The organism is Nocardia aurantiaca (assembly GCF_009708175.1).
Taxonomy (GTDB): Bacteria; Actinomycetota; Actinomycetes; order Mycobacteriales; family Mycobacteriaceae; genus Nocardia; species Nocardia aurantiaca.
On record NZ_WMBB01000005.1, the window covers coordinates 93,489 to 112,955 of the forward strand.

Annotated in this window: 16 protein-coding genes; 13 read left to right on the top strand and 3 right to left on the bottom strand. The window is 68.1% G+C overall.

All coding sequences use genetic code 11. From position 1 onward, the window contains the following. Position 1: 1 nt before the first annotated feature. From GLP40_RS11575 to GLP40_RS11605, 7 genes are all read left to right on the top strand, one after another. Complete coding sequence (locus GLP40_RS11575) at positions 2-2,524, top strand: hypothetical protein (protein ID WP_154787891.1); 2,523 nt, start codon at positions 2-4, stop codon at positions 2,522-2,524. Between the two features lie 85 nt (positions 2,525-2,609). Further along, positions 2,610-3,566 carry a metallophosphoesterase family protein gene (locus GLP40_RS11580; RefSeq protein ID WP_328290021.1) on the top strand — a complete coding sequence of 319 codons (957 nt, stop codon included), beginning with the start codon at positions 2,610-2,612 and terminating at the stop codon, positions 3,564-3,566. Between the two features lie 191 nt (positions 3,567-3,757). Continuing rightward, complete coding sequence (gene npt, locus GLP40_RS11585; protein WP_328290100.1) at positions 3,758-4,432, top strand: 4'-phosphopantetheinyl transferase Npt; 675 nt, start codon at positions 3,758-3,760, stop codon at positions 4,430-4,432. After that, on the top strand, positions 4,432-5,385 hold the full coding sequence (gene truB / locus GLP40_RS11590) for a tRNA pseudouridine(55) synthase TruB (RefSeq protein WP_154787892.1): 954 nt from the start codon (positions 4,432-4,434) through the stop codon (positions 5,383-5,385). The genes npt and truB overlap by 1 nt, the downstream gene beginning before the upstream one ends. 379 nt (positions 5,386-5,764) lie before the next feature. Continuing rightward, positions 5,765-6,160: an ester cyclase gene (locus tag GLP40_RS11595; RefSeq protein WP_154787893.1), complete on the top strand. Its 396-nt coding sequence runs from the start codon at positions 5,765-5,767 to the stop codon at positions 6,158-6,160. A gap of 77 nt (positions 6,161-6,237) precedes the next feature. Continuing rightward, on the top strand, positions 6,238-7,131 hold the full coding sequence (locus GLP40_RS11600; RefSeq protein ID WP_196054630.1) for a LysR family transcriptional regulator: 894 nt from the start codon (positions 6,238-6,240) through the stop codon (positions 7,129-7,131). 289 nt (positions 7,132-7,420) lie between these two features. Next, on the top strand, positions 7,421-7,606 hold the full coding sequence (locus tag GLP40_RS11605; RefSeq protein WP_154787895.1) for a hypothetical protein: 186 nt from the start codon (positions 7,421-7,423) through the stop codon (positions 7,604-7,606). An 80-nt stretch (positions 7,607-7,686) separates the two neighbouring features. Here GLP40_RS11605 and GLP40_RS11610 read toward each other — a convergent pair whose 3' ends face one another. Beyond that, complete coding sequence (locus tag GLP40_RS11610; RefSeq protein WP_196054631.1) at positions 7,687-9,684, bottom strand: ATP-binding protein; 1,998 nt, start codon at positions 9,682-9,684, stop codon at positions 7,687-7,689. A 156-nt stretch (positions 9,685-9,840) separates the two neighbouring features. After that, entirely contained in the window at positions 9,841-11,115 is a 1,275-nt protein-coding gene (locus GLP40_RS11615) for a sensor domain-containing diguanylate cyclase (protein ID WP_154787897.1), read from the bottom strand. Positions 11,116-11,546: 431 nt separating this feature from the next. Here GLP40_RS11615 and GLP40_RS11620 point away from each other — a divergent pair, with 431 nt between their 5' ends. The 3 genes from GLP40_RS11620 (at position 11,547) to GLP40_RS11630 (ending at position 14,410) form a co-directional block, all read left to right on the top strand. Beyond that, entirely contained in the window at positions 11,547-13,043 is a 1,497-nt protein-coding gene (locus tag GLP40_RS11620) for a molybdopterin-dependent oxidoreductase (protein ID WP_154787898.1), read from the top strand. 34 nt (positions 13,044-13,077) lie between these two features. Next, entirely contained in the window at positions 13,078-13,392 is a 315-nt protein-coding gene (locus tag GLP40_RS11625; protein WP_154787899.1) for a hypothetical protein, read from the top strand. Between the two features lie 283 nt (positions 13,393-13,675). Then, positions 13,676-14,410, top strand: a complete 735-nt coding sequence (locus GLP40_RS11630; RefSeq protein WP_154787900.1) for an SDR family oxidoreductase — start codon at positions 13,676-13,678, stop codon at positions 14,408-14,410. Positions 14,411-14,420: 10 nt separating this feature from the next. Here GLP40_RS11630 and GLP40_RS11635 read toward each other — a convergent pair whose 3' ends face one another. Next, the gene (locus GLP40_RS11635; RefSeq protein WP_407671575.1) at positions 14,421-15,170 is read right to left on the bottom strand and encodes a metal-dependent transcriptional regulator; all 750 of its coding nucleotides are present in this window, start codon (positions 15,168-15,170) and stop codon (positions 14,421-14,423) included. A gap of 174 nt (positions 15,171-15,344) precedes the next feature. On the opposite strand from GLP40_RS11635, the gene GLP40_RS11640 reads away from it, so the two are divergent. From GLP40_RS11640 to GLP40_RS11650, 3 genes are all read left to right on the top strand, one after another. Then, complete coding sequence (locus GLP40_RS11640; protein WP_328290022.1) at positions 15,345-16,304, top strand: bifunctional riboflavin kinase/FAD synthetase; 960 nt, start codon at positions 15,345-15,347, stop codon at positions 16,302-16,304. 133 nt (positions 16,305-16,437) lie between these two features. Further along, complete coding sequence (gene rpsO, locus GLP40_RS11645) at positions 16,438-16,707, top strand: 30S ribosomal protein S15 (RefSeq protein ID WP_040859570.1); 270 nt, start codon at positions 16,438-16,440, stop codon at positions 16,705-16,707. Between the two features lie 433 nt (positions 16,708-17,140). Next, positions 17,141-19,402 carry a polyribonucleotide nucleotidyltransferase gene (locus tag GLP40_RS11650; RefSeq protein ID WP_154787902.1) on the top strand — a complete coding sequence of 754 codons (2,262 nt, stop codon included), beginning with the start codon at positions 17,141-17,143 and terminating at the stop codon, positions 19,400-19,402. Positions 19,403-19,467 lie beyond the last annotated feature (65 nt).

A 19,467-nucleotide genomic window follows, 5' to 3' on the forward strand; every position in this document is an offset into this window, starting at 1 on the left:
CATGCACGCCTTCGATCCCAATGACTACCGCAAACGCGTCCTCGCCGCCGTCGAACGACGAGGCGGCCTCGAGGAGTCGGATGCCTTCGAGCTGTACGACCTTCCGCTCGCGGAGGCGGCGCGGCTGACCGACGCCGAGGTGGCGGCGCGGGTCGAGGACGTCTGGGCCTGCTGGCAGAAGCTGCGCGACCATCCCAAGTTCCGGGTGCTGGCGGGGTTGCTGGTGGACGCGCACAAGGAACTCTCGGAACCCTTGCTGCACACCAGCTCCCGGCTTCTCGAGGCGGACCGGGTGACGCAGGTGCGGGCGCGGCGCGAGGCCGAGCGCTACGAGATGCTGGACGCGGCCATCGAGCGACTGGTGCAGCGGCACGGCGGAATTCCCGCGGGCAAGATTCCGGGCCTGGAGGACATCGGCCGGATGGGCGGGCTGACCGTGGCCGAGATCAGCACCCGGGTGCGCCGCCACCGCATCATCGACGAGCCCCCCGCACCGACGCCGCCCGCCGCGCCGGGAGTGAGTCCCGAACGCCGCCAGCAGATTCGCAAACTCCTCGCGGAATACGAGCGTCTGCTTCCCGGTGATCCGGTCCCGACCCTGCTGGCCCTGCTCGGTATGAACTTCTCCTCCGCGCACCACACCGGCGAGATCCGGCTGCGCGCCGCCGCGCTGCGCGCCCGCACCCGTGAACTCCCGCCCGGCCGCGTGCGGGTCGTGCTCGACGAACTCCTCATCCATATCGGCGACCTCCTCGAACCGGGTGGCGCCATGGTCGACGCCTATCTGCTCACCATCACCGAGACCGTCACCGACCAGCTCCGCCCTCAGGTCCGGGCCGCGATCCTGGTCGAAGACCTGCTGGTGGCACCGGATTTCGACTATCTGCTCGGTGTGGCCATCGCCGGGGGCCTCGACCGCGCCACCGCCGAGCGCGTCCTCATCGGCCTCGCCGATGAACTCGGCACCACGGTCGAAGGCCGCGAACACCTCGCTGCCCCGCACCGATCCGGTGGTTCCCCACAACCTCACTTCGCCACAACTCCTTCGGCCCATTCGCCAACCGGCGTCGTGTCCGCCGGTGACCCGCCCGAGTCCGCGGCAACAGCGGCCCGCAGCGCCGGCCGCGAATCCGCGGAGGCGACCGGCGGGCGCGAAACGCCGTCCGCCGCGGCGCGCGATGGCGGATTCGGAGCCGACCACGGCCCCACGAACAACCCGCGGCGTGACAACTCCGCCGCCTCCGATTCCGGCGGCTCCCCGGGCGCCGCATCGGAAAGCCCTGACGCGCAGGAGGATTCAGGGTCGAGTCTTCCGGGCCGCGGTGGGGGATCGCGGGCCGACGGCGCTGCGGGGCCAAGGCGTTCGCAGGGCGACGCGGCTCCGCATGACGGGGCGAGCTCGTCGGGTCCGCCGGCGGCGCAGTGGCAGCGGACGCCCTACGCCGGTGGGTCAGCCCACTCGGGGCGGCCGTGGGAGGCCGCGTTGCGGGCGGCCCGGGCCTCGTTGCGGGCGGGGCGCCCCAAGGAGGCGGCCGGATTCGTGACGGATGCGCGGCGGAGCGTGGGGGATGACAGCCTGGGGGCGCGGTCGGTGCGGGCCATGGGGGAGGAAGTCGAGCGGGTGCTGGCGGAGGCGGCCGTGCACTGGCGCGGGGCTGTGTCCTGTTGTGCCGCACGGCGGTTCGTGGAGGCGCTGGCGGAGCACCTGGATTTCCTGGATCGGCGGGCGGCCGATGTGCCCAATCCGGATCCGCGCGGTGCCACCCGGGAGCTGCTGATCGGGCGAGCGCGCGCGGCGGTGACCGAGGCGGCACGGCTGTTCGAGGCGCTGCCCGTGGATCCCGGGCTGCGCATGCAGGCCGTGCGGGCGGTGCTCGAGGTGTGCGCCGACCATGCCGGGGCGCTCGGTGCGCTGGCCGAATTGCAGGTGGGCGCGCCGGGGCAGGTGAAAGCCAGCCGGAAACCCGACGGGACGGTGGTGATCACCTGGACCCAGTCGGCGACCGAGCAGGTGGAATACCGGGTCACCCGGTTACTGGTCGACGGGTCATGGCGAGTGGTGGGCCGCACTCGCGGTACCGCGCTGGAGGACGGCGGGGCCCTGACCGGGCCGGTACCGGTGTACGGCGTGGTCGCGTCGATCTCTGGGCGCGCCTCGGAAATGGCCCGGTCCGACCGGAATTCGCCGGTCGCCGAGGCGGATGCCGATCCGGCCGGCGGCCTGCCCACCGTGCGCGGCCTGTCCGAGCGCGGTGGCCTGCTGGTCTTCGTCTGGCCGACGGGCATCACCGAGGTGATGGTGGTGGCCCGCCACGACGCGCCGCCGGTCGACCCGGAGGATCCGCGGGCGCGGCGCTGGAAGGTCACCAATATGCGCTATGAGATCGACGGCGGCGTCCGCATCCCCGCCGAGATCCCGCGTCCCTGCCATGTGGCGGTGGCCTCCTGCCGCCGGGAGCCCTCCGGAACGCTCACCGTGGCGGCCGTATTCGCCCCGGACGCCCGCATCCGCTGGGTGCGGTGACCGGCGGCGGGATCCAGCATGGGAATCTGTTGGGGGCCGGGACGGTTGCTGCGAGGACCGGTCGGAGACAGAGAGGCGGAACCGGGTGATTCCGAAGTTGATGGCGGTGAGCGACATCCATGTCGGTCATCAGGGCAACAAGCCGGTGGTCGAGGCGATCCGCGCGGACTCCCCCGAGGACTGGCTGATCCTGGCCGGTGACGTCGGCGAGAAGGCCGATGACATCCGCTGGGCCCTGGAGACCCTGCGCGGCCGCTTCGCCAAGGTGGTCTGGGTCCCCGGCAACCACGAATTGTGGACCACCGCAAAGGATCCCGTGCAGATGCACGGCGCGGCCCGCTACGACTACCTGGTCTCGCTGTGCCGCGACCTCGACGTCGTCACCCCGGAGGACCCGTTTCCGGTGTGGGAGGGCGCGGGCGCGGAGGAGTACGGCGGCGCGGTCACCCTGGCTCCGCTGTTCATGCTCTACGACTACTCATGGCTGCCGGAGGGCGCGAAGACCAAGTCCGAGGGGCTGGCCATCGCCCGGGACCGCAATGTGGTCGCCACCGACGAATTCCTGCTCTCCTCCGAGCCCTATCTGACCCGCGACGCCTGGTGCCACGCCCGTGTCCAGTACACCCAGCGCCGCCTGGACGCCCTGCCCGCCGAAACCCCGCTGGTCCTCATCAACCACTTCCCGCTGCTGCGCAAACCGGTCGACATGATGTGGTACCCGGAGTTCTCCCTCTGGTGCGGCACCGATCTCACCTCCGACTGGCACACCAGCTACAACGTGGTCTGCGCCGTCTACGGCCACCTTCACATCCCCCGCACCACCTGGTACGACGGCGTCCGTTTCGAAGAGGTCTCGCTCGGCTACCCCCGGGAATGGCAGCGCCGCGGCCTGCCCGACAAACTTCTCCGCCAGATTCTGCCCGCGCCCGACTATGGTGACACCCTCAACGAGTGGGGCGGCCACTTCAAGGTCACCCCCGAAATGCGGGCCGCAGCACTGAAAATGAAGGAGGCCGCCGAACGCCGTCGCGGCTCGGCCTGAGCGTCGACGCCGGCGGGCGGAGCTGGCGAAAGCCTGGCCATGCACCGGCGAGCGTGCGCGGCGAAAGAGCGCACCCGGATGACGGGCGGACCTCTGCCCGCCTGCCCGGTAGGCTCGATCCGGCAGTGTCGGAAGCGAGCAGGAGGCAGGTCATCGAGGAGCGGGCAGTCGCGGCGACGGAATCGGCGCGCATACTCGGCAGGATTCTCCCGGGCGGGGTCGCCGCGGCCGAACTGACGGCATACCCGGAGGACCTGAAACCGCATCCCGGCGAGGAACATCTGATCTCCCGCGCGGTGGAGAAGCGGCGGCGGGACTTCATCGGCGCCCGTTATTGCGCCCGGCGGGCCCTGGCCCAGCTGGGCGAGCCGGCCGTCGCCATCGGCAAGGGCGGCACCGGGGAACCGGTATTCCCGCGCGGGGTCGTCGGCAGCCTGACCCACTGTGAGGGCTACCGGGCCGCCGCGCTCGGCCACAAACTGCGCTTCCGCTCCATCGGCATCGACGCCGAACCACACGCTCGGCTACCCGAGGGTGTCCTGGACTCGGTGAGCCTGGCGCCCGAACGGCAGTGGCTGAAGACCGTGCTGCCCGGCACGGATCTGCACCTGGACCGGCTGCTGTTCTGCGCCAAGGAGGCCACCTACAAGGCGTGGTTCCCCCTCACCGGCCTGTGGCTCGGCTTCGAGGACGCGCACATCACCTTCACCGTCGACGAGGAGTCTGCGGAGGGCGGTTCCGGCGCCTTCCACACCGACCTGCTCATCCCCGGCCCCGTCACCGACGGCGGCGCACCCCTGACCTCCTTCGACGGTCGCTGGCTGATCTCCGACGGCCTCATCCTGACCGCGATCGTGGCGGCCTGATGGGCGCGGCGCAGGCCAAACGCGAGAAGCTGCCGCCGCTGGTCGACGCCTTGGGCGGACTGTTGATCGTCGACAAGGACGGTGGCTGGACCAGCCACGATGTGGTCGCCAAGTGTCGAAGGCTGTTGCGCACCAAGAAGGTCGGGCATGCCGGCACCCTGGACCCCATGGCCACCGGCGTGCTGGTGCTGGGTGTCGAGCGCGCCACCAAACTGCTCGGGCAGCTCACCCTGACCACCAAGGCGTACACCGCCACCATCAGGCTGGGCCAGTCGACGATCACCGACGATGCCGAGGGTGAGGTGACCGCCACGGCCGCGGCCGGGCATCTCACCGATGCCGAAATCGGCTCGTGCATAGCCGAATTGACCGGCGACATCCGACAGGTGCCCGCCACCGTCAGCGCCATCAAGGTCAATGGCGAGCGTGCCTACGCCCGGGCCCGCGCCGGTGAGGAGGTCGAGCTGGCCGCCCGGCCCATCACGGTCAGCCGCTTCGATGTGCTCGCCCGTCGTGATATCGACGCCGGCGCAACCCGATTCGTCGATCTGGACGTGGAAGTGGAATGCTCCTCGGGCACCTACATCCGCGCCTTGGCCCGCGATCTCGGCGAGAAGCTCGGTGTCGGCGGCCATCTCACCGCGCTGCGCCGCACCCGCGTCGGGCCCTTCACCCTCGAGCACGCCCGCACCCTGGACCAGCTGGCCGCGGCCGCCGAGGCGGGCGAAGCGCTGCTCAGCCTGGATATCGACACGGCCGTGCGCACCGCTTTCCCGGTCCGCGACATCACCGCGGCCCAGGCCGAGGATCTGCGCAATGGCCGCTGGCTCGAACCGGTCGGTCTGCCAGGGGTTTACGCCGCCATCGACCCGGCGGGTCATGCCATCGCGCTGCTCCAGGAGTCCGGCAAGCGCGCCTCGTCGGTCATGGTCGTGCGCCCGGCGAATCTCTGAGCCGCCCACCGATCCCGGCGCGGCGATGCCGGGCAGCGCGCCGCTCGTGCGGAAGTGCGCGCTGATCGATAGGTTTCGCGCCGTGATCGAGGAGCCCCACTCTGCAGACGTCGGGCGGCGGGGCGATGTCGGCCGGCGTGGATGACGGCGGGGACATGGTGTTGTCGCGCGGCATGGCCGGTATTGCCGGCGGGGTGTCGTCGGGCGGCGTGGCGAGACGCGGTGGGGTGGGTGATGTCGGACAGGTGGAACGTTGGGCGTTGGGGCGATAGTGGGGCTGTGCTGCCCAATCTCTGACCCGCTGTTGCCCAATCGCTTACCCGGTCGGGTGGGGCGGTGGACGATGAGAAGGTCGTTCGACCGCGCAGAGGAGGCGATCATGCCCACCGACCTCTCCCTCGAATCCATGAAGCAGTTCGTCGCCGACCACTTCGAGGAATTCGTGAACCGGCGCAATGCCGCCGTCATCCACCGCAATATGACCCCCGACTTCCTCGACCACGACGGTCCCGGTGGCAAGCCCACCGACCTGACCGGCGACGAGAAGATGATGCTCGGCATGTACGAGGCCATGCCCGACCTGCACGTCACCGTGGTGGAGATGCTCGCCGAGGGCGACCGGGTCATGTGCCGCAATATCTGGCGGTGGACCGACCGCGCCACCGGGCAGCCCCTGACCTTTCAGGGCTTCGTGCTCTGGCGATTCCAGGGCCGCCGTATCGCCGAACGCTGGGCTACTGTCACCTCGCCCTCCCCGAATCCGGGTTGGGTGTAGATCGAGCTCGAATCCGGAGCTGTTCCCGCACCCCGGCTGGGTATCGTCCCGGCAGCCATGACGCCTACCCTTCAAGGGTGGAATTGCGGCAATTGCGGTATTTCGTGGCGGTGGCGGAGGAGCTGCATTTCCGCCGCGCGGCCGAGCGGTTGTTCATCTCCACGCCGACGCTGAGCCAGCAGATCCGCGCCATCGAACGCGAGGTGGGCGGACCGCTGCTGATTCGCGGCAATCACGGGGTGGAACTGACCGCCGCGGGCGAGGTGCTGTTGAAGACGGCCCGAAATGTCGTGGAGGCGGCCGAGACCGCGCTGCGCGAGACGCGGGCCGTGGCCCAGCCCGGCAACGCGGTGTTCCGTCTCGGCATCGTCAACGGCGCGCCCGCCTGGCTGCCCGGCCGGATCGAGGCGCTGCTGAAGGCGCGCCGGCCCGGGGTCCGGGTCGCGCTCGCCACCGGCAGCAGTGGCGAACAGGCCAGGCTGCTGGATCGGGAGGAGGTCGACCTGGCGGTACTGCGGCTGCCGGTGCGGCTGGCCGAACATCTCACCTGCACGCCCATTGCCGACGAGGAGCTCGGCATCGTCATGTCTCGCGAGAATCCGCTCGCCGCAGCGGTTTCGGTCGAACCGCAGCGCATCGGCGATCACGAGCTCATCATGTTCGCGCGCGACGCGGCCCCCGAGGTCCACGACTCGGTGCTGTCGCAGTTGCGTGAGCGCGGCGCGACGGTCGTGCTCAGCGACAGCGCCATGAGCCACGCCCAGATGCTGCAACTGTTGCCGCTGCGCCCCGAGGCCATCGGTGTCGGCTCCGCCCGCACCGCCTCGGTATCCGGCCTGGTCTGGCGGCCTCTGGATCCTCGCCCGTTGGTAATCACCTATGCCGCCGCGTGGCGTTCCGCCACGCGGAACCCCTTGCTGCACACCATGGCCGATGCCCTCGCCGGCGGCCTCCGCCTCACCTCCAGCTGATCCTCTCCCGCCCGGGCGTCGGCTTCTGCAGTGACGCGGCTCGCACTCCTGATCGTGTCAGGTGAACTACGCGCGAGACGAAGGGCCGAACGTCATGAGGCGACCCGGCGGGAGATTCCGGATATCGCGTGGTCACCGGTTCGGGAGCACAGCCTCGCCCAAGTGGAGTCTTTCGACCCTGCCGCGGGAGAGGGGCGCGCAGCAGCCTGTAACCGTGATCATGACTCTTGCCGTCGAGGAACCGCCCCGGACGATCGAGCCTCGGATATTCGACCAAACAATTGAACGGTTGTGCGTCGAGTTCGGCGGTACCACCGCGCGGCAGTACGTGGAATCGGTGCTGCGATGGAGCCTGGCCGATCTGGCCGGCAGTCCGGTCGGCGCCATGCCCGAACTCGGCGAACGCCTGGCGAGGCAACGGCTCTCGGAGGACGCGGCCGGCGCCGGCCTCGGTGTACCACTGTCCATCGGGTGAAGTCGGTGTGGCGCTTCGGTCATTGCGCCGGAACGGCCGCCCGAGTGAATGTGGTTGTGTCGCTATCCGTTTCGGCCAATTCAGGACCGGTATCCTTCTTCTGCGCCGGGTTTGGAGCCGAGGTCGGTGACGGTGTCGCGGATCCGGCGCATGATGGCGTCGAGACCATTGATCACGTCATCGATGCGAGCGGCCACGCCGGGGGTGCGGGCCTGAGAGCGAACGCTGCCGAGCTGCATGCTGAGGGCGAACAGATTGTCGATGACGGTGCGGTGCAGTTCCAGGGCGATGCGGTCGCGCTCGTTGACGACCCGCAGGGCACGCAGCCGGGCCTCGGCCAGCCGCACGTTCACCAGGTTGTCGGCGCGAGCCCGCAATTCGGCGAGGGGGAAGGGCTTGGCCAGGAAGTCATTGGCTCCGGCGCGCAGCAGGGCCAGCCGGGTGTCCTCGTCGGCGCGGGCGCTCATGATGAGGACGGGAGTGTTCATCAGTTCCGGGTCGGTACGCACCCGCTGCAGCAGTTCGTCACCGCTCAACAGCGGCATCATGATGTCGCACACGATCAGATCGGGCCGGCACGTGCGCGCCATGCGCAATCCGGCAGAACCGTCGAAGGCGGACATGACCTGGTATGAAGGCGACAGCGACTCACCGATCGCATTGTTCAGATCGATATTGTCCTCGATCAGCACCACCAGCGGTTTGGCGAGCTCTTCCTCGTCGCCGCGCACGGCCTCACTCGGGGTGCTCAGTTCAGCGAGCAATCCCGCCGCGGCCGCCCGGTTGCGCACCGAGTCGTCGTGCGCGCTCGTCCGCACCTCGGCGCCCGCGGGCGCGGTGCGCGGCAGATCGACCACCACCATCGCCCCGCCCTCGGGTGCATCGGTGATCGACACGTCCCCCCGATGCAGCAGGACCAGATCGCGAACAATGCTCAGCCCCAGGCCTGTTCCGCCCACCGTGCGGGTGGCGCCACCGTCGACCTGACGGAACCGCTCGAACACGGTGGCCCGGTCTTGGGCCGCGATGCCGGGGCCACTGTCGGCGACCTCGATCAGGACACGGTCATCGGCGGGCCGGACGCTGCATCGAATGACGCCGCCCGCGTCGGTGAACTTGAACGCGTTGGACAACAGATTGAGCAGTATCCGTTGCAGATGCTCCGGGTCCAGTTCCGCGGGAACCGCCTGCGGGGCATCCACACTCAGCGTGATGTGCCGGTCGGCGGCCAGGGCTTCGAAATAGCCGGTCGCCGACCGCAGTTGGGCGGCGGTGTCGATTCGTGCGTAATCCGGGTGCAGCGCACCGGCTTCCAGCTTCGAGGCGTCCAGCAGGTTGTTCACCTGCCCCAGCAGCATGCGCGCGTTGCGGATGATCACCTCGAGCTCGGCACGCTGGGTGTCGTCGGCATGGGTCTCGAGCAGCTTCTCCGCCGGGGCGAGGATCAGCATCAGCGGGGTGCGCAACTCATGGCTGACATTGGCGAAGAACTGGCTCTTCAGCTCATCGAGTTCCTTGGTGCGCGCATACAATTCGACCAGCTCGGCGTTGGCCTCCTTGAGCTGGCGGCTGGTCTCGGCGACCTCATGGGCCCGGGCGAACACCTCGCTCTCCATGCGCCGAGCCGACTCACGCAACGCCGCCGCCTCTCGCTGTTGTACGGCGTCGGAGGCTTGCAGGCGCATGTAGTCGGTGACGTCTTCCACGCGGTGGATGATGTAGCGCAGCGCGCCGTCCTCGGCCAGGACCGGAGAGTTCGACGGACTCCAGAATCGCTGCTCGAATCCCCCGTCGGGGCGGCGCACATCGTAGCGCTGCACCGGCATGTCATCCACGATCCGCTCCCGCGACACCCGCTCGAGCGACACCCGCAGATTCCGCACCCCCTCCGCGTCGGGATCATCCGGGTTGTCGGGAAACACCTCGAAGATGCCCTTGCCCACGATCGCCTCGCGATCGGTCATGGTCGCATGCGCATAAGCGTCGGTCACCGCGACAATGCGCAGCTCCGGATCCAGCACCAGAAACAACCCCGGTGCCGATTCGAACACGACGCGAAAATCCACGCCCGCACTCACCGGGTCTCCCTCCACACCATCACCACACCTGGGCAATTGATCGAACACAGAATAATCCGGCATTCCGCCCACGGCCCGCTGACCGCGACGACCGGCACGGGCTCGACCGCGTCTCGTACTCCGTGATCGGCGGCCGGCCTATGCGTGTTCGGCTATTCACCTCGGGTCAGGGTACGGGTTTGGTTGTGTGCGGCTGGTTTTGGCGCGGTAGAGCGCACGGTCGGCGGCGTCCAGCAATGTGTCGGCCGCCCTGCCGGCGATGGGGCTCACCACGACGCCGATGCTGGCCGACACCGGCAGCCGGTGTGCGCCGACGGTGACCGGAGGGGTCAGTGCGGATCGCAGTCGGTCGGCGACCTCGCTGACCTTGCGGTCGTCGGCGGGCGGGGCGACGAGGGTGATGAATTCGTCGCCGCCGAGGCGAGCGATCATACAGTCGCATTCGCGCAGGCTCTCGCGAAGCCGGTCGGCGACGGTGACCAGGACCTGGTCGCCGGTGGCGTGGCCGTAGTGGTCGTTGATCTGTTTGAACCGGTCCAGATCGATGAAACACAGCCCGATCCGGTCGCCCCGGGTCGCGGTGGCGGCGATCTTTTCGATCCGATCCAGTAACTGGCGGCGGTTGGGCAGGCCCGTGAGCTGGTCGTGACGGGCCTGCCAGTGCAGTTGCTCCTGCAGCCGGTGTCGTTCGGTGACGTCTTCGACCACGCCGAGGCCGAAGTCGTCCTGCCCGCCGCTGGCCGGCACATAGGTGACCGCGAATGAGGCCCATCGGACGCTGCCGTCGGCGCGCACGAGCCGCCGCTCCATGCACACGGTCCCCGTACGCGCCGCGAGCAACCGGCCGAAGATCATCGCGTTGACCTCGACCTGATCTTCCGGATGGGAGAACTCGCCAACCGTGATCCGCTCCAATGTCTCGATCGGTACGCCGAGCAGCTCGCCCATGGCCCGGTTGGCGTAGAGCAGCTCGCCGTCGGTGTCGCCGAAAGCGATCGCGATCGGTGAGTTCTCAACGGCGATCCGGAACATCTCGTCCGGAACCCGCCACGGCGGCTCCGGCTCCCCGTCGGGCCCGGTCGCCGGGGTCCGCGGCTGCCGTGGTGCCTGCCGGTGGCCTTGGGCGATCGCGCCGAGCAGCGCGTCGGCCCGTTCGTCGGCATCCGGTCGTGGGCTGCGGGCGGCGATGCGGTACAGCACCGCCGCCGCGGTGGCCGGTGCCGCAGGATCGAGCAGGCCCGCGGCCACCAGGGCCGCGCCGGCCCGCACGCCCACCGCGTCGTCGAAGCGCTCGCTGTCCACCCCGGCCGCCAGATCGTCGACCAACGTGTCCAGCACCTCTCGCGCGGGCGGCGGCATCGGCATCCCACCGGCATTCGTCAGCGCCCGCCACCACAGCGCCACCAGCGCCGCTCGCTCGAGTTCCTCCATCGCGTGGTCCCTCGGTCATCGTCCATCGTCCGGCGCCCGGTCGAGGGACGCCAGCGTCCAACCACCACCATAGGGGCCAGACCCTTTTCCATCGAAAATAGTCCCGATGACAAGTGCCTCTACCCGATAAATTTCGGTCAGGGGGTGCGGTCCCATGCTCCGCCGCTGGTCGATCAACGGTATGCGGCCGCGGCATGTGCGAGGAACCTCGGTACGGTCAGCGCGAATTGCGTCGCTGCGGCCCTATTCCTGGAAGGGGACGGCAAACGCAGCGCGACGCCGACCATCCGGTCTCCAGCACCGTCGGTCCTCGCCCGGACTCGGGGCTCCCGCCTGCGCATATCCGATCAGAAGTTCGTCACTCTGGCGAGGCTTGATCGACAGGTGACGGGGTAGTTCCCGACGGAAGGGACCGGTTCGAAGGAGGGTGTATGGAGCAGGTTCCGCACTATCCGCTGTTCGTGGTCATTACGCATGGGCTGAATATCTTGTTCGTCACCTTGCTCATGCGCTCGGGCGTCGAGGTGCTGTCGTCGATGCCGAAGCTGTACTGGAGCGATGGCTGTCCGCCGGGACGGGAATGGCTTCGGTTGTCCGGCAAGAACTTCGGCGGCGATTCGCGCCGGCCATGGGTATCGCTGGACGAAGAGGAGTCCTGGCATCCGGTTATCGCGCTGCCGGGTCGCAAGAATCTGGGCGTCGGGCGGCATTGGCATTTCCTGACAGTGCCATTCTGGATTCTCACCGGCGCGGTCTACGTGGCGATGGTTTTCGTCTCCGGATATTGGAGTTATCTGGTGCCCACGCATTGGAGCATCGTGCCGCAGGCCATTCGCGATATCGGCACGTATCTGCATTTCCAGTTGGCGCCTCAGCTTCCCGGACAGCCGTTCGACGCCGCTCAGAAACTCACCTATTTCGGTGTCGTCTTCGTGCTGGCCCCGCTGCAGATCGCCTCCGGAGTGGCGATGTCACCGGCGATGCTGGCCCGATTCCCTTGGTATGGAAGGCTGTTCGGCGGTAAGCAGGGCGCGCGCAGCGTCCACTTCCTCGGATTGTGCGCGATGCTCGCCTTCGTCGTCGTCCACCTGTTCATGGTCGTCGTGCACGGTATTCCGGGCGAATTCGCCAAGATCTTCCTGGGCTCCGAGGACGGCGACCGAGTTCTCGCGACCGTGGTCGGCTCGCTGACGTTGCTGGCCGTGGTGATCGTTCACGTCGGGGCCACCGTGTATTCCCGGATCGATCCCCGCCGCACCCAACGGCTGCTGGGCAAGCTTGTGCACCGCTTCGAGCACATGCTGTCGCGGCTGGGCCGGTCTCGACAGCATTACCGGCGACGCGACATCTCCGAATACCACCGCGTCAACGGCTACCCGCCGACCGACATGGGATATCGGCAACTGGCCGCCGACGGATTCGGCGGATACCAACTGCCCGTGGGAGGTCTGGTCGACCATCCGGTGACGCTGTCGTTGCCCGAATTGGCGCGGCTGGGCATGACTCGCCAGATCACCAACCACAACTGCATCCAGGGCTGGAACGGCATAGCCGAATGGGGCGGCGTGCCGCTGTCGGCACTCATCGACCTCGTCCAGCCGTCGAAATCGGTGAGCCACATCGTGTTCTACGCCATGGACGACAAGGCGCTCACCGAGGGCCGAGGGCGATACGGATATTTCTACGAGGCTGTTCCGATCGCCATCGCCCGACAGCCACAAGCCCTGCTCGCACTGGAGATGAACGGCGCGCCGCTCCCCATCGAACACGGCGCTCCGCTGCGGCTGCGACTGGAAAGTCAGCTCGGCTACAAGATGGTCAAATGGATCAAGGCCATCGAATTCGTCGACGGCATCGCCGATATCGGCATGGGGCAGGGCGGCTACCGCGAGGACCAACTGTATTACGGCAGCAGCCCCGGAATCTGAGTCACCCGACTGGGACGACAGAAGGGAAGCGCTCATGACCGGACCTATCGAACAAGCACTGGACGCCACCCAGCTCACGGTCGCCCGAGCGCGCGCCGAAGTCCTGCAGGGCTGCGGCCCCGATGCCTCACCCGCCGAACAAGCCGCCGCACAACACGATCGCGACCTGCTCGGCGCGCTCCCGGCCCCACTGGAACGCGAACTGGTCCACCTGGCCACCACGCTGATCAGGCAAACACCACACGGACCGATATCGGAACCCTTGCGCGCCCAATTCGACCGGCTCCGCACAGCGTGGCAGGTGCCGGAAGGCCCGGCGACCGCGCGACTGCGCCGGCGGGACGGGTGAAGATCATGGGTCTTCGGGTCGCAGGCGCGGGCTTTCGATTTGTGGGTCGATCATGATGTGGTCCCGTCATGTGGTAACCGGGCCCGCAGCGGCGACGTGGGTGCACCACGTTGAAAGGCTTCGACTCCACACAGCGCGGCGAACAACGATGTCTCCGACCACCGGTGTCGTCGGCCCGCGCTGAGGCCGAAGTTGCGGCTGGGCTGGGGCGTTAGGGCGTGCCTCAGGGGCGTTCGGTCGCGCGTCGTGGACGGTGGGTCACGCCGTGGGTTGGCTGAATGGCATGACAGACAAGGGATTTTCAGGTGCGGCCGGGCGTGCCGTGGTTGTGGGCGGGGGGTCCGGGATGGGGCAGGCCATTGCCGACGCGCTGCTGGCGGAGGGGTTCGAGGTGGTGATTGTCGGGCGGTCCGAACAGCGGCTGGCCGATGCGATGCGCGAGCTGGGGGAGGGCAAGCTCACTGCCATCGCCGCGGATATCACTGACGAGGAACAGGTTTCGCGGTTGTTCGAGACGGTCGGCGTCGTCGATCACGTGATCAGCACGGCCGCCGATCTGACGGGCGCCTACGGCCCTATCGCCACCTTCGACTTCGAGCACGGCCGCGGCTTCCTCGACGTCAAACTGATCGGATCGATGCTGCTGGCCAAGCACGCGCGCCTGAGCGAAACCGGTTCGCTCACCTTCATTTCCGGTATAGCCGCCTATCGCCCGGCGGTCGGAGGCGCCATGGTGGCGACGGTGAACGCCGCCCTGGAGGGCCTGGCCCGGGCCCTCGCGGTGGAGCTCAGCCCGATTCGGGTGAACGTGGTGTCGCCCGGCTGGGTCTTGACCGACATCTGGCAGTCGATGCCGTGGGACGACAGGGAGGAGCGGCTGCGAGCCATGGCGGACAAGCTCCCCGTCAAGCGACTCGGAAATCCGGACGACATTGCGTCGGCGGTGGTTTCACTGCTCGGCAACGGCTTCGTCACCGGCACCATCCTGCACGTCGACGGCGGCCACCGCCTCGTCTGAGCGCGTGCGGCTAGTGCGCCTCGCTGAGCCAGATGGCCTCGGCGGCGATGCTGCCGAGGTCGATGGTGCGCTCCCGCACCCGCACCGCGATGGTGCCCGCGAAATCGCGGCGCTCCACCACCGTGATCAGGGTGTCGAGAGCGATTCCCAGCGAATCGAAGTAGCGCAGCATGGCCGGGTCGGAGTCGGAAATCCGTGCTACCCGGCCTGATTCGCCGGCGCCGAAATCACTGAGCTGGCGGGCCGGAGGTGTGGGCACCGCGCCGTCCACCGACGGGATGGGGTCGCCGTGCGGATCCCGGTCGGGGTGGCCGAGTTTGGCGTCGATGCGCTCTATGAGCGTTTCCGAGACGGCGTGCTCGAGCACCTCGGCCTCGTCGTGCACCTCGTCCCAGCCGTAGCCGAGTTCGTTCACGAGGAAGGTCTCGATGAGCCGGTGCCGGCGCACCATGGCGACGGCGGCGCGGCGGCCGTCCTCGGTGAGCGTGATGGCTCCGTAGCGGGCGTGCTCGACCAGGCCCTGGTCGGCGAGCTTGCGGACGGCCTCGGACACCGTGGACGCGGAAACGCCGATCTTCTCGGCGAGCAGCTTGGTCGACACCTTCTCCTGCGACCACTCCTGCGCGCTCCAGATCACTTTCAGATAATCCTGCGCGACCGACGACAGCACCGGTGCGACAGTGGTGGTCCCGTGGGGTTCGGAAGGTGCGGACGGATCGGCCAGCTCGCGGCGGGTGGCGATGTCTCGTTTTCCGGGCACGCACCCGAGCTTAGGCACACCCCACGCGGTTTCACACATCGGCGCGCTCGCTGGTAGGGGCGCGGTTCCGCGTCGAGGGCGGAGTGGTGAACACACGGTGACGGGCATGCTTCCGGTCGTGAAGATCCGCACCGCCGAATATTGTCTGTGACGCGCTTTGCGTAGGCTTCCGGTGTGCAGAGATGGCGAAGTCTCGACGAGATGCCCGCGGACTGGGGCCGGTGTGTCCTCACCATCGGTGTGTTCGACGGCGTGCATCGCGGTCACGCCCAGCTCATCAGCCGTGCGGTGAAATCCGCTGCGGTGCGGGGTGTTCCGTCGGTGCTCATGACGTTCGACCCGCACCCGGTGGATGTGGTGCGACCCGGGTCGCATCCGGCGCAGCTGTCCACCTTGGACCGGCGCGCGGAACTGGTCGAGGAACTCGGCATCGACGTGTTCGTGGTGATGCCGTTCACCCGCGACTTCATGAAGCTCACGCCCGAGGAATACGTCGAGGAACTCCTCGTCAACCGCCTGCATGTGGCCGAGGTCGTGGTGGGCGACAACTTCACCTTCGGCAAGCAGGCCGCCGGCACCCTGGACACCATGCGTGAGCTCGGCGCCCGTTACGGCTTCGACGTCGACGGCGTGCAGCTGCTCGGCGAACACGCGGTCACCTTCTCCTCCACCTACATCCGCGGCTGTCTGGCCGACGGCAATGTGGGCGCGGCCGCCGAGGCGCTGGGCCGGCCGCACCGGGTGGAGGGCGTGGTCGTGCACGGCGACGGACGCGGCAAGGGTCTGGGCTTCCCGACCGCCAATGTGGCCCCGGCCATGCATGCCGCCATCCCCGCCGACGGCGTCTACGCGGGCTGGTTCACCGTTCTCGAACCCGGCGACGAATTCGAGGGCACGCGGCATATGGCCGCCATCTCGGTCGGCACCAACCCGACCTTCGACGGCAGCAACCGCACGGTCGAGCCGCACCTGCTGGATTTCGACGGCGACCTGTACGGCAAGCATGTGGCCGTCGACTTCGTCGAACAGCTGCGCGGCATGCGGAGGTTCGGGTCGATCGAGGAGCTGGTCGAGGCCATCGGCAAGGATGTCGACCAGGCCCGCAAGGTGCTCGGCGACGGCACCGACGACTAGGGCTCGACAGGGCCGATTTCCGCGATAGCGGGCACTCCGGTAAGCTGTCCCGTCGGGTTTGCTGCGGTCCGCGGTGGCGCCCAACCGGATTTCATCCGGTCCCTCGGAGCGCGGACTGAAACAAGGAGATTCTGTGGCTCTCACCACTGAGCAGAAGTCGGCGATCCTCGCCGAGTACGGCGTGCACGAGAAGGACACCGGTTCTCCGGAGGCGCAGATCGCGCTGCTGTCCAAGCGGATCGCCGACATCACCGAGCACCTCAAGAAGCACAAGCACGACCACCACACCCGCCACGGTCTGATGGCGCTGATCGGTCGTCGCAAGCGGCTCTCGAAGTACCTGCAGGACAAGGACATCGAGCGTTACCGTTCGCTGATCGAGCGTCTCGGCCTGCGTCGCTGATCCAAGCCGCAGAGCTTCTGCCGGTCGAGGTGACACACCTCGAGAGCAGAGGTAGTTGACGAACCGGCCAACGAGGAGGCATAGAATCTCCTCGTTGGCTTTACGTATATGTGGCCGGTAGTCCCCATGAGGGGGAGGCCCGGCCGGATATACGCCAACATGAGCCGTATGCACCCGTCGCGTGGCGTCGGTCTTCGGTAGTGGCTTTTCGGGGCGCGAGATTGAGATGAACCATGCGCGCCCGGAGGGCTTCGATCGATGACCGCCTCCGCGTCGCCGTTCATTCGAAGATCCCAAGGGGATATCGGCCGGGTGTGCGTGTTGTGGCCAGGAGGGCTGCCGCGCGCCCATGCCGGGTACGGCTCACGAGTCGGGTCGCGCGCGAAGGAACGCGTGCTGGACCCGGCGAAGACGAGAGGTTGAGATAACAAAGATGTCTGACACCCAGATCAGTTCCGCCGCCGAGGTCGAGCCCGGCGTCTTCGAGTCCGTCGCCCTGATCGACAATGGCGCCTTCGGGACTCGCACCATCCGTTTCGAGACCGGCCGGCTGGCCAAGCAGGCCGCGGGTTCCGTGGTCGCCTATCTCGACGAGGAGACCATGCTGCTGTCGGCCACCACGGCGTCGAAGCAGCCCAAGGACCAGTTCGACTTCTTCCCGCTGACGGTGGACGTCGAGGAGCGCATGTACGCCGCGGGCCGCATCCCTGGCTCGTTCTTCCGTCGGGAAGGTCGCCCCTCCACCGACGCCATCCTGACCTGCCGCCTGATCGACCGCCCGCTGCGCCCGTCCTTCGTCGACGGCCTGCGCAACGAGATCCAGGTCGTCGTCACCGTCATGTCGCTGGATCCGAAGGATCTGTACGACGTGGTCGCGATCAACGCGGCCTCGGCGTCCACCCAGATCGCGGGCCTGCCGTTCTCCGGCCCGGTCGGCGGCGTGCGCGTCGCGCTGATCGAGGGCCAGTGGGTCGCCTTCCCGACCGTGGAGCAGCTCGAGGGCGCCGTGTTCGACATGGTGGTCGCGGGCCGCGTGGTCGACGGTGACGTCGCCATCATGATGGTCGAGGCCGAGGCCACCGACAATGTGCTCGCCCTGATCGCCGGCGGCGCCTCCGCTCCGACGGAGGTCGTTGTGGCCGAGGGCCTCGAGGCAGCCAAGCCGTTCATCGCCCGCCTGTGCAAGGCGCAGTCGGACCTGGCGTCCCTGGCCGCCAAGCCGACCGAGGAATTCCCGATCTTCCTGCCGTACCAGCCCGACGCCTACGAGGCCGTCGAGGGCACTGCCAAGCGGGAGCTGCACGAGGCGCTGTCCATCGCGGGCAAGCAGGAGCGCGAGGAGAAGATCGACGAGATCAAGCTCGCCGTGCTGTCCGAGCTGGCCGAGTCCTTCGAGGGCCGCGAGAAGGAGATCGGCGCGGCGTTCCGCTCGGTCACCAAGAAGCTGGTGCGCCAACGCATCCTGACCGACAGCTTCCGCATCGACGGCCGCGGCCTTGCCGACATCCGCGCGCTCTCGGCCGAGGTCGCGGTCGTCCCGCGCGCCCACGGTTCGGCGCTGTTCGAGCGTGGCGAGACCCAGATCCTGGGCGTCACCACCCTGGACATGGTGAAGATGGCGCAGCAGGTCGACTCGCTCGGCCCGGAGACCTCCAAGCGCTACATGCACCACTACAACTTCCCGCCGTTCTCCACCGGTGAGACCGGCCGCGTGGGTTCGCCCAAGCGCCGCGAGATCGGCCACGGCGCGCTCGCCGAGCGTGCGCTGATGCCGGTGCTGCCGTCGCAGGAGGAGTTCCCGTACGCCATCCGTCAGGTGTCGGAGGCGCTGGGCTCCAACGGCTCCACCTCGATGGGTTCGGTCTGCGCCTCGACCCTGTCGCTGCTGAACGCCGGTGTGCCGCTGAAGGCCCCGGTCGCCGGTATCGCCATGGGTCTGGTGTCGGACACCGTGAAGAACGACAAGGGTGAGGACGAGGTCCGCTACGTGGCCCTCACCGACATCCTGGGCGCCGAGGATGCCTTCGGCGACATGGACTTCAAGGTCGCCGGCACCCGCGAGTTCGTCACCGCCCTGCAGCTGGACACCAAGCTCGACGGCATCCCGTCGCAGGTGCTGGCCGGTGCGCTGAACCAGGCCAAGGACGCACGCAACACGATCCTGGACGTGATGGCCGAGGCCATCAACACCCCGGACGAGATGAGCCCCTACGCTCCGCGCGTCACCGCCATCAAGATCCCGGTGGACAAGATCGGCGAGGTGATCGGACCCAAGGGCAAGGTCATCAACCAGATCACCGAGGACACCGGCGCCAACATCTCCATCGAGGACGACGGCACCGTCTTCGTCGGCGCGACCGACGGCCCGTCGGCGCAGGCCGCGATCGACGCGATCAACGCCATCGCCAACCCGCAGCTGCCGAAGGTCGGCGAGCGCTTCCTGGGCACGGTCGTGAAGACCACCGCCTTCGGCGCGTTCGTCTCGCTGCTGCCGGGCCGCGACGGTCTGGTCCACATCTCGAAGCTGGGCAACGGCAAGCGCGTCGCCAAGGTCGAGGATGTGGTCAACGTGGGTGACAAGATCCGCGTGGAGATCGCCGACATCGACAACCGCGGCAAGATCTCGCTGGTGCCGATCGATGAGGATTCGGACAAGTCCGAGGCCTCTGCTGCGGCAGAGGCGAGCGCAGAGTAATTATTTCTCTGTGACGAAGAAGCAGTCCAAGCCCCCCTTGCTCCGAAATCTGGAGCAAGGGGGTT

Coding starts and splice junctions, on each gene's coding strand:
- GLP40_RS11630 (WP_154787900.1), top strand. CDS start 13,676: ATGACAGACAAGGGATTTTCAGGTGCGGCCGGGCGTGCCGTGGTTGTG.
- GLP40_RS11575 (WP_154787891.1), top strand. CDS start 2: ATGCACGCCTTCGATCCCAATGACTACCGCAAACGCGTCCTCGCCGCC.
- GLP40_RS11625 (WP_154787899.1), top strand. CDS start 13,078: ATGACCGGACCTATCGAACAAGCACTGGACGCCACCCAGCTCACGGTC.
- GLP40_RS11620 (WP_154787898.1), top strand. CDS start 11,547: ATGGAGCAGGTTCCGCACTATCCGCTGTTCGTGGTCATTACGCATGGG.
- GLP40_RS11595 (WP_154787893.1), top strand. CDS start 5,765: ATGCCCACCGACCTCTCCCTCGAATCCATGAAGCAGTTCGTCGCCGAC.
- truB (WP_154787892.1), top strand. CDS start 4,432: ATGGGCGCGGCGCAGGCCAAACGCGAGAAGCTGCCGCCGCTGGTCGAC.
- GLP40_RS11650 (WP_154787902.1), top strand. CDS start 17,141: ATGTCTGACACCCAGATCAGTTCCGCCGCCGAGGTCGAGCCCGGCGTC.
- GLP40_RS11615 (WP_154787897.1), bottom strand. CDS start 11,115: ATGGAGGAACTCGAGCGAGCGGCGCTGGTGGCGCTGTGGTGGCGGGCG.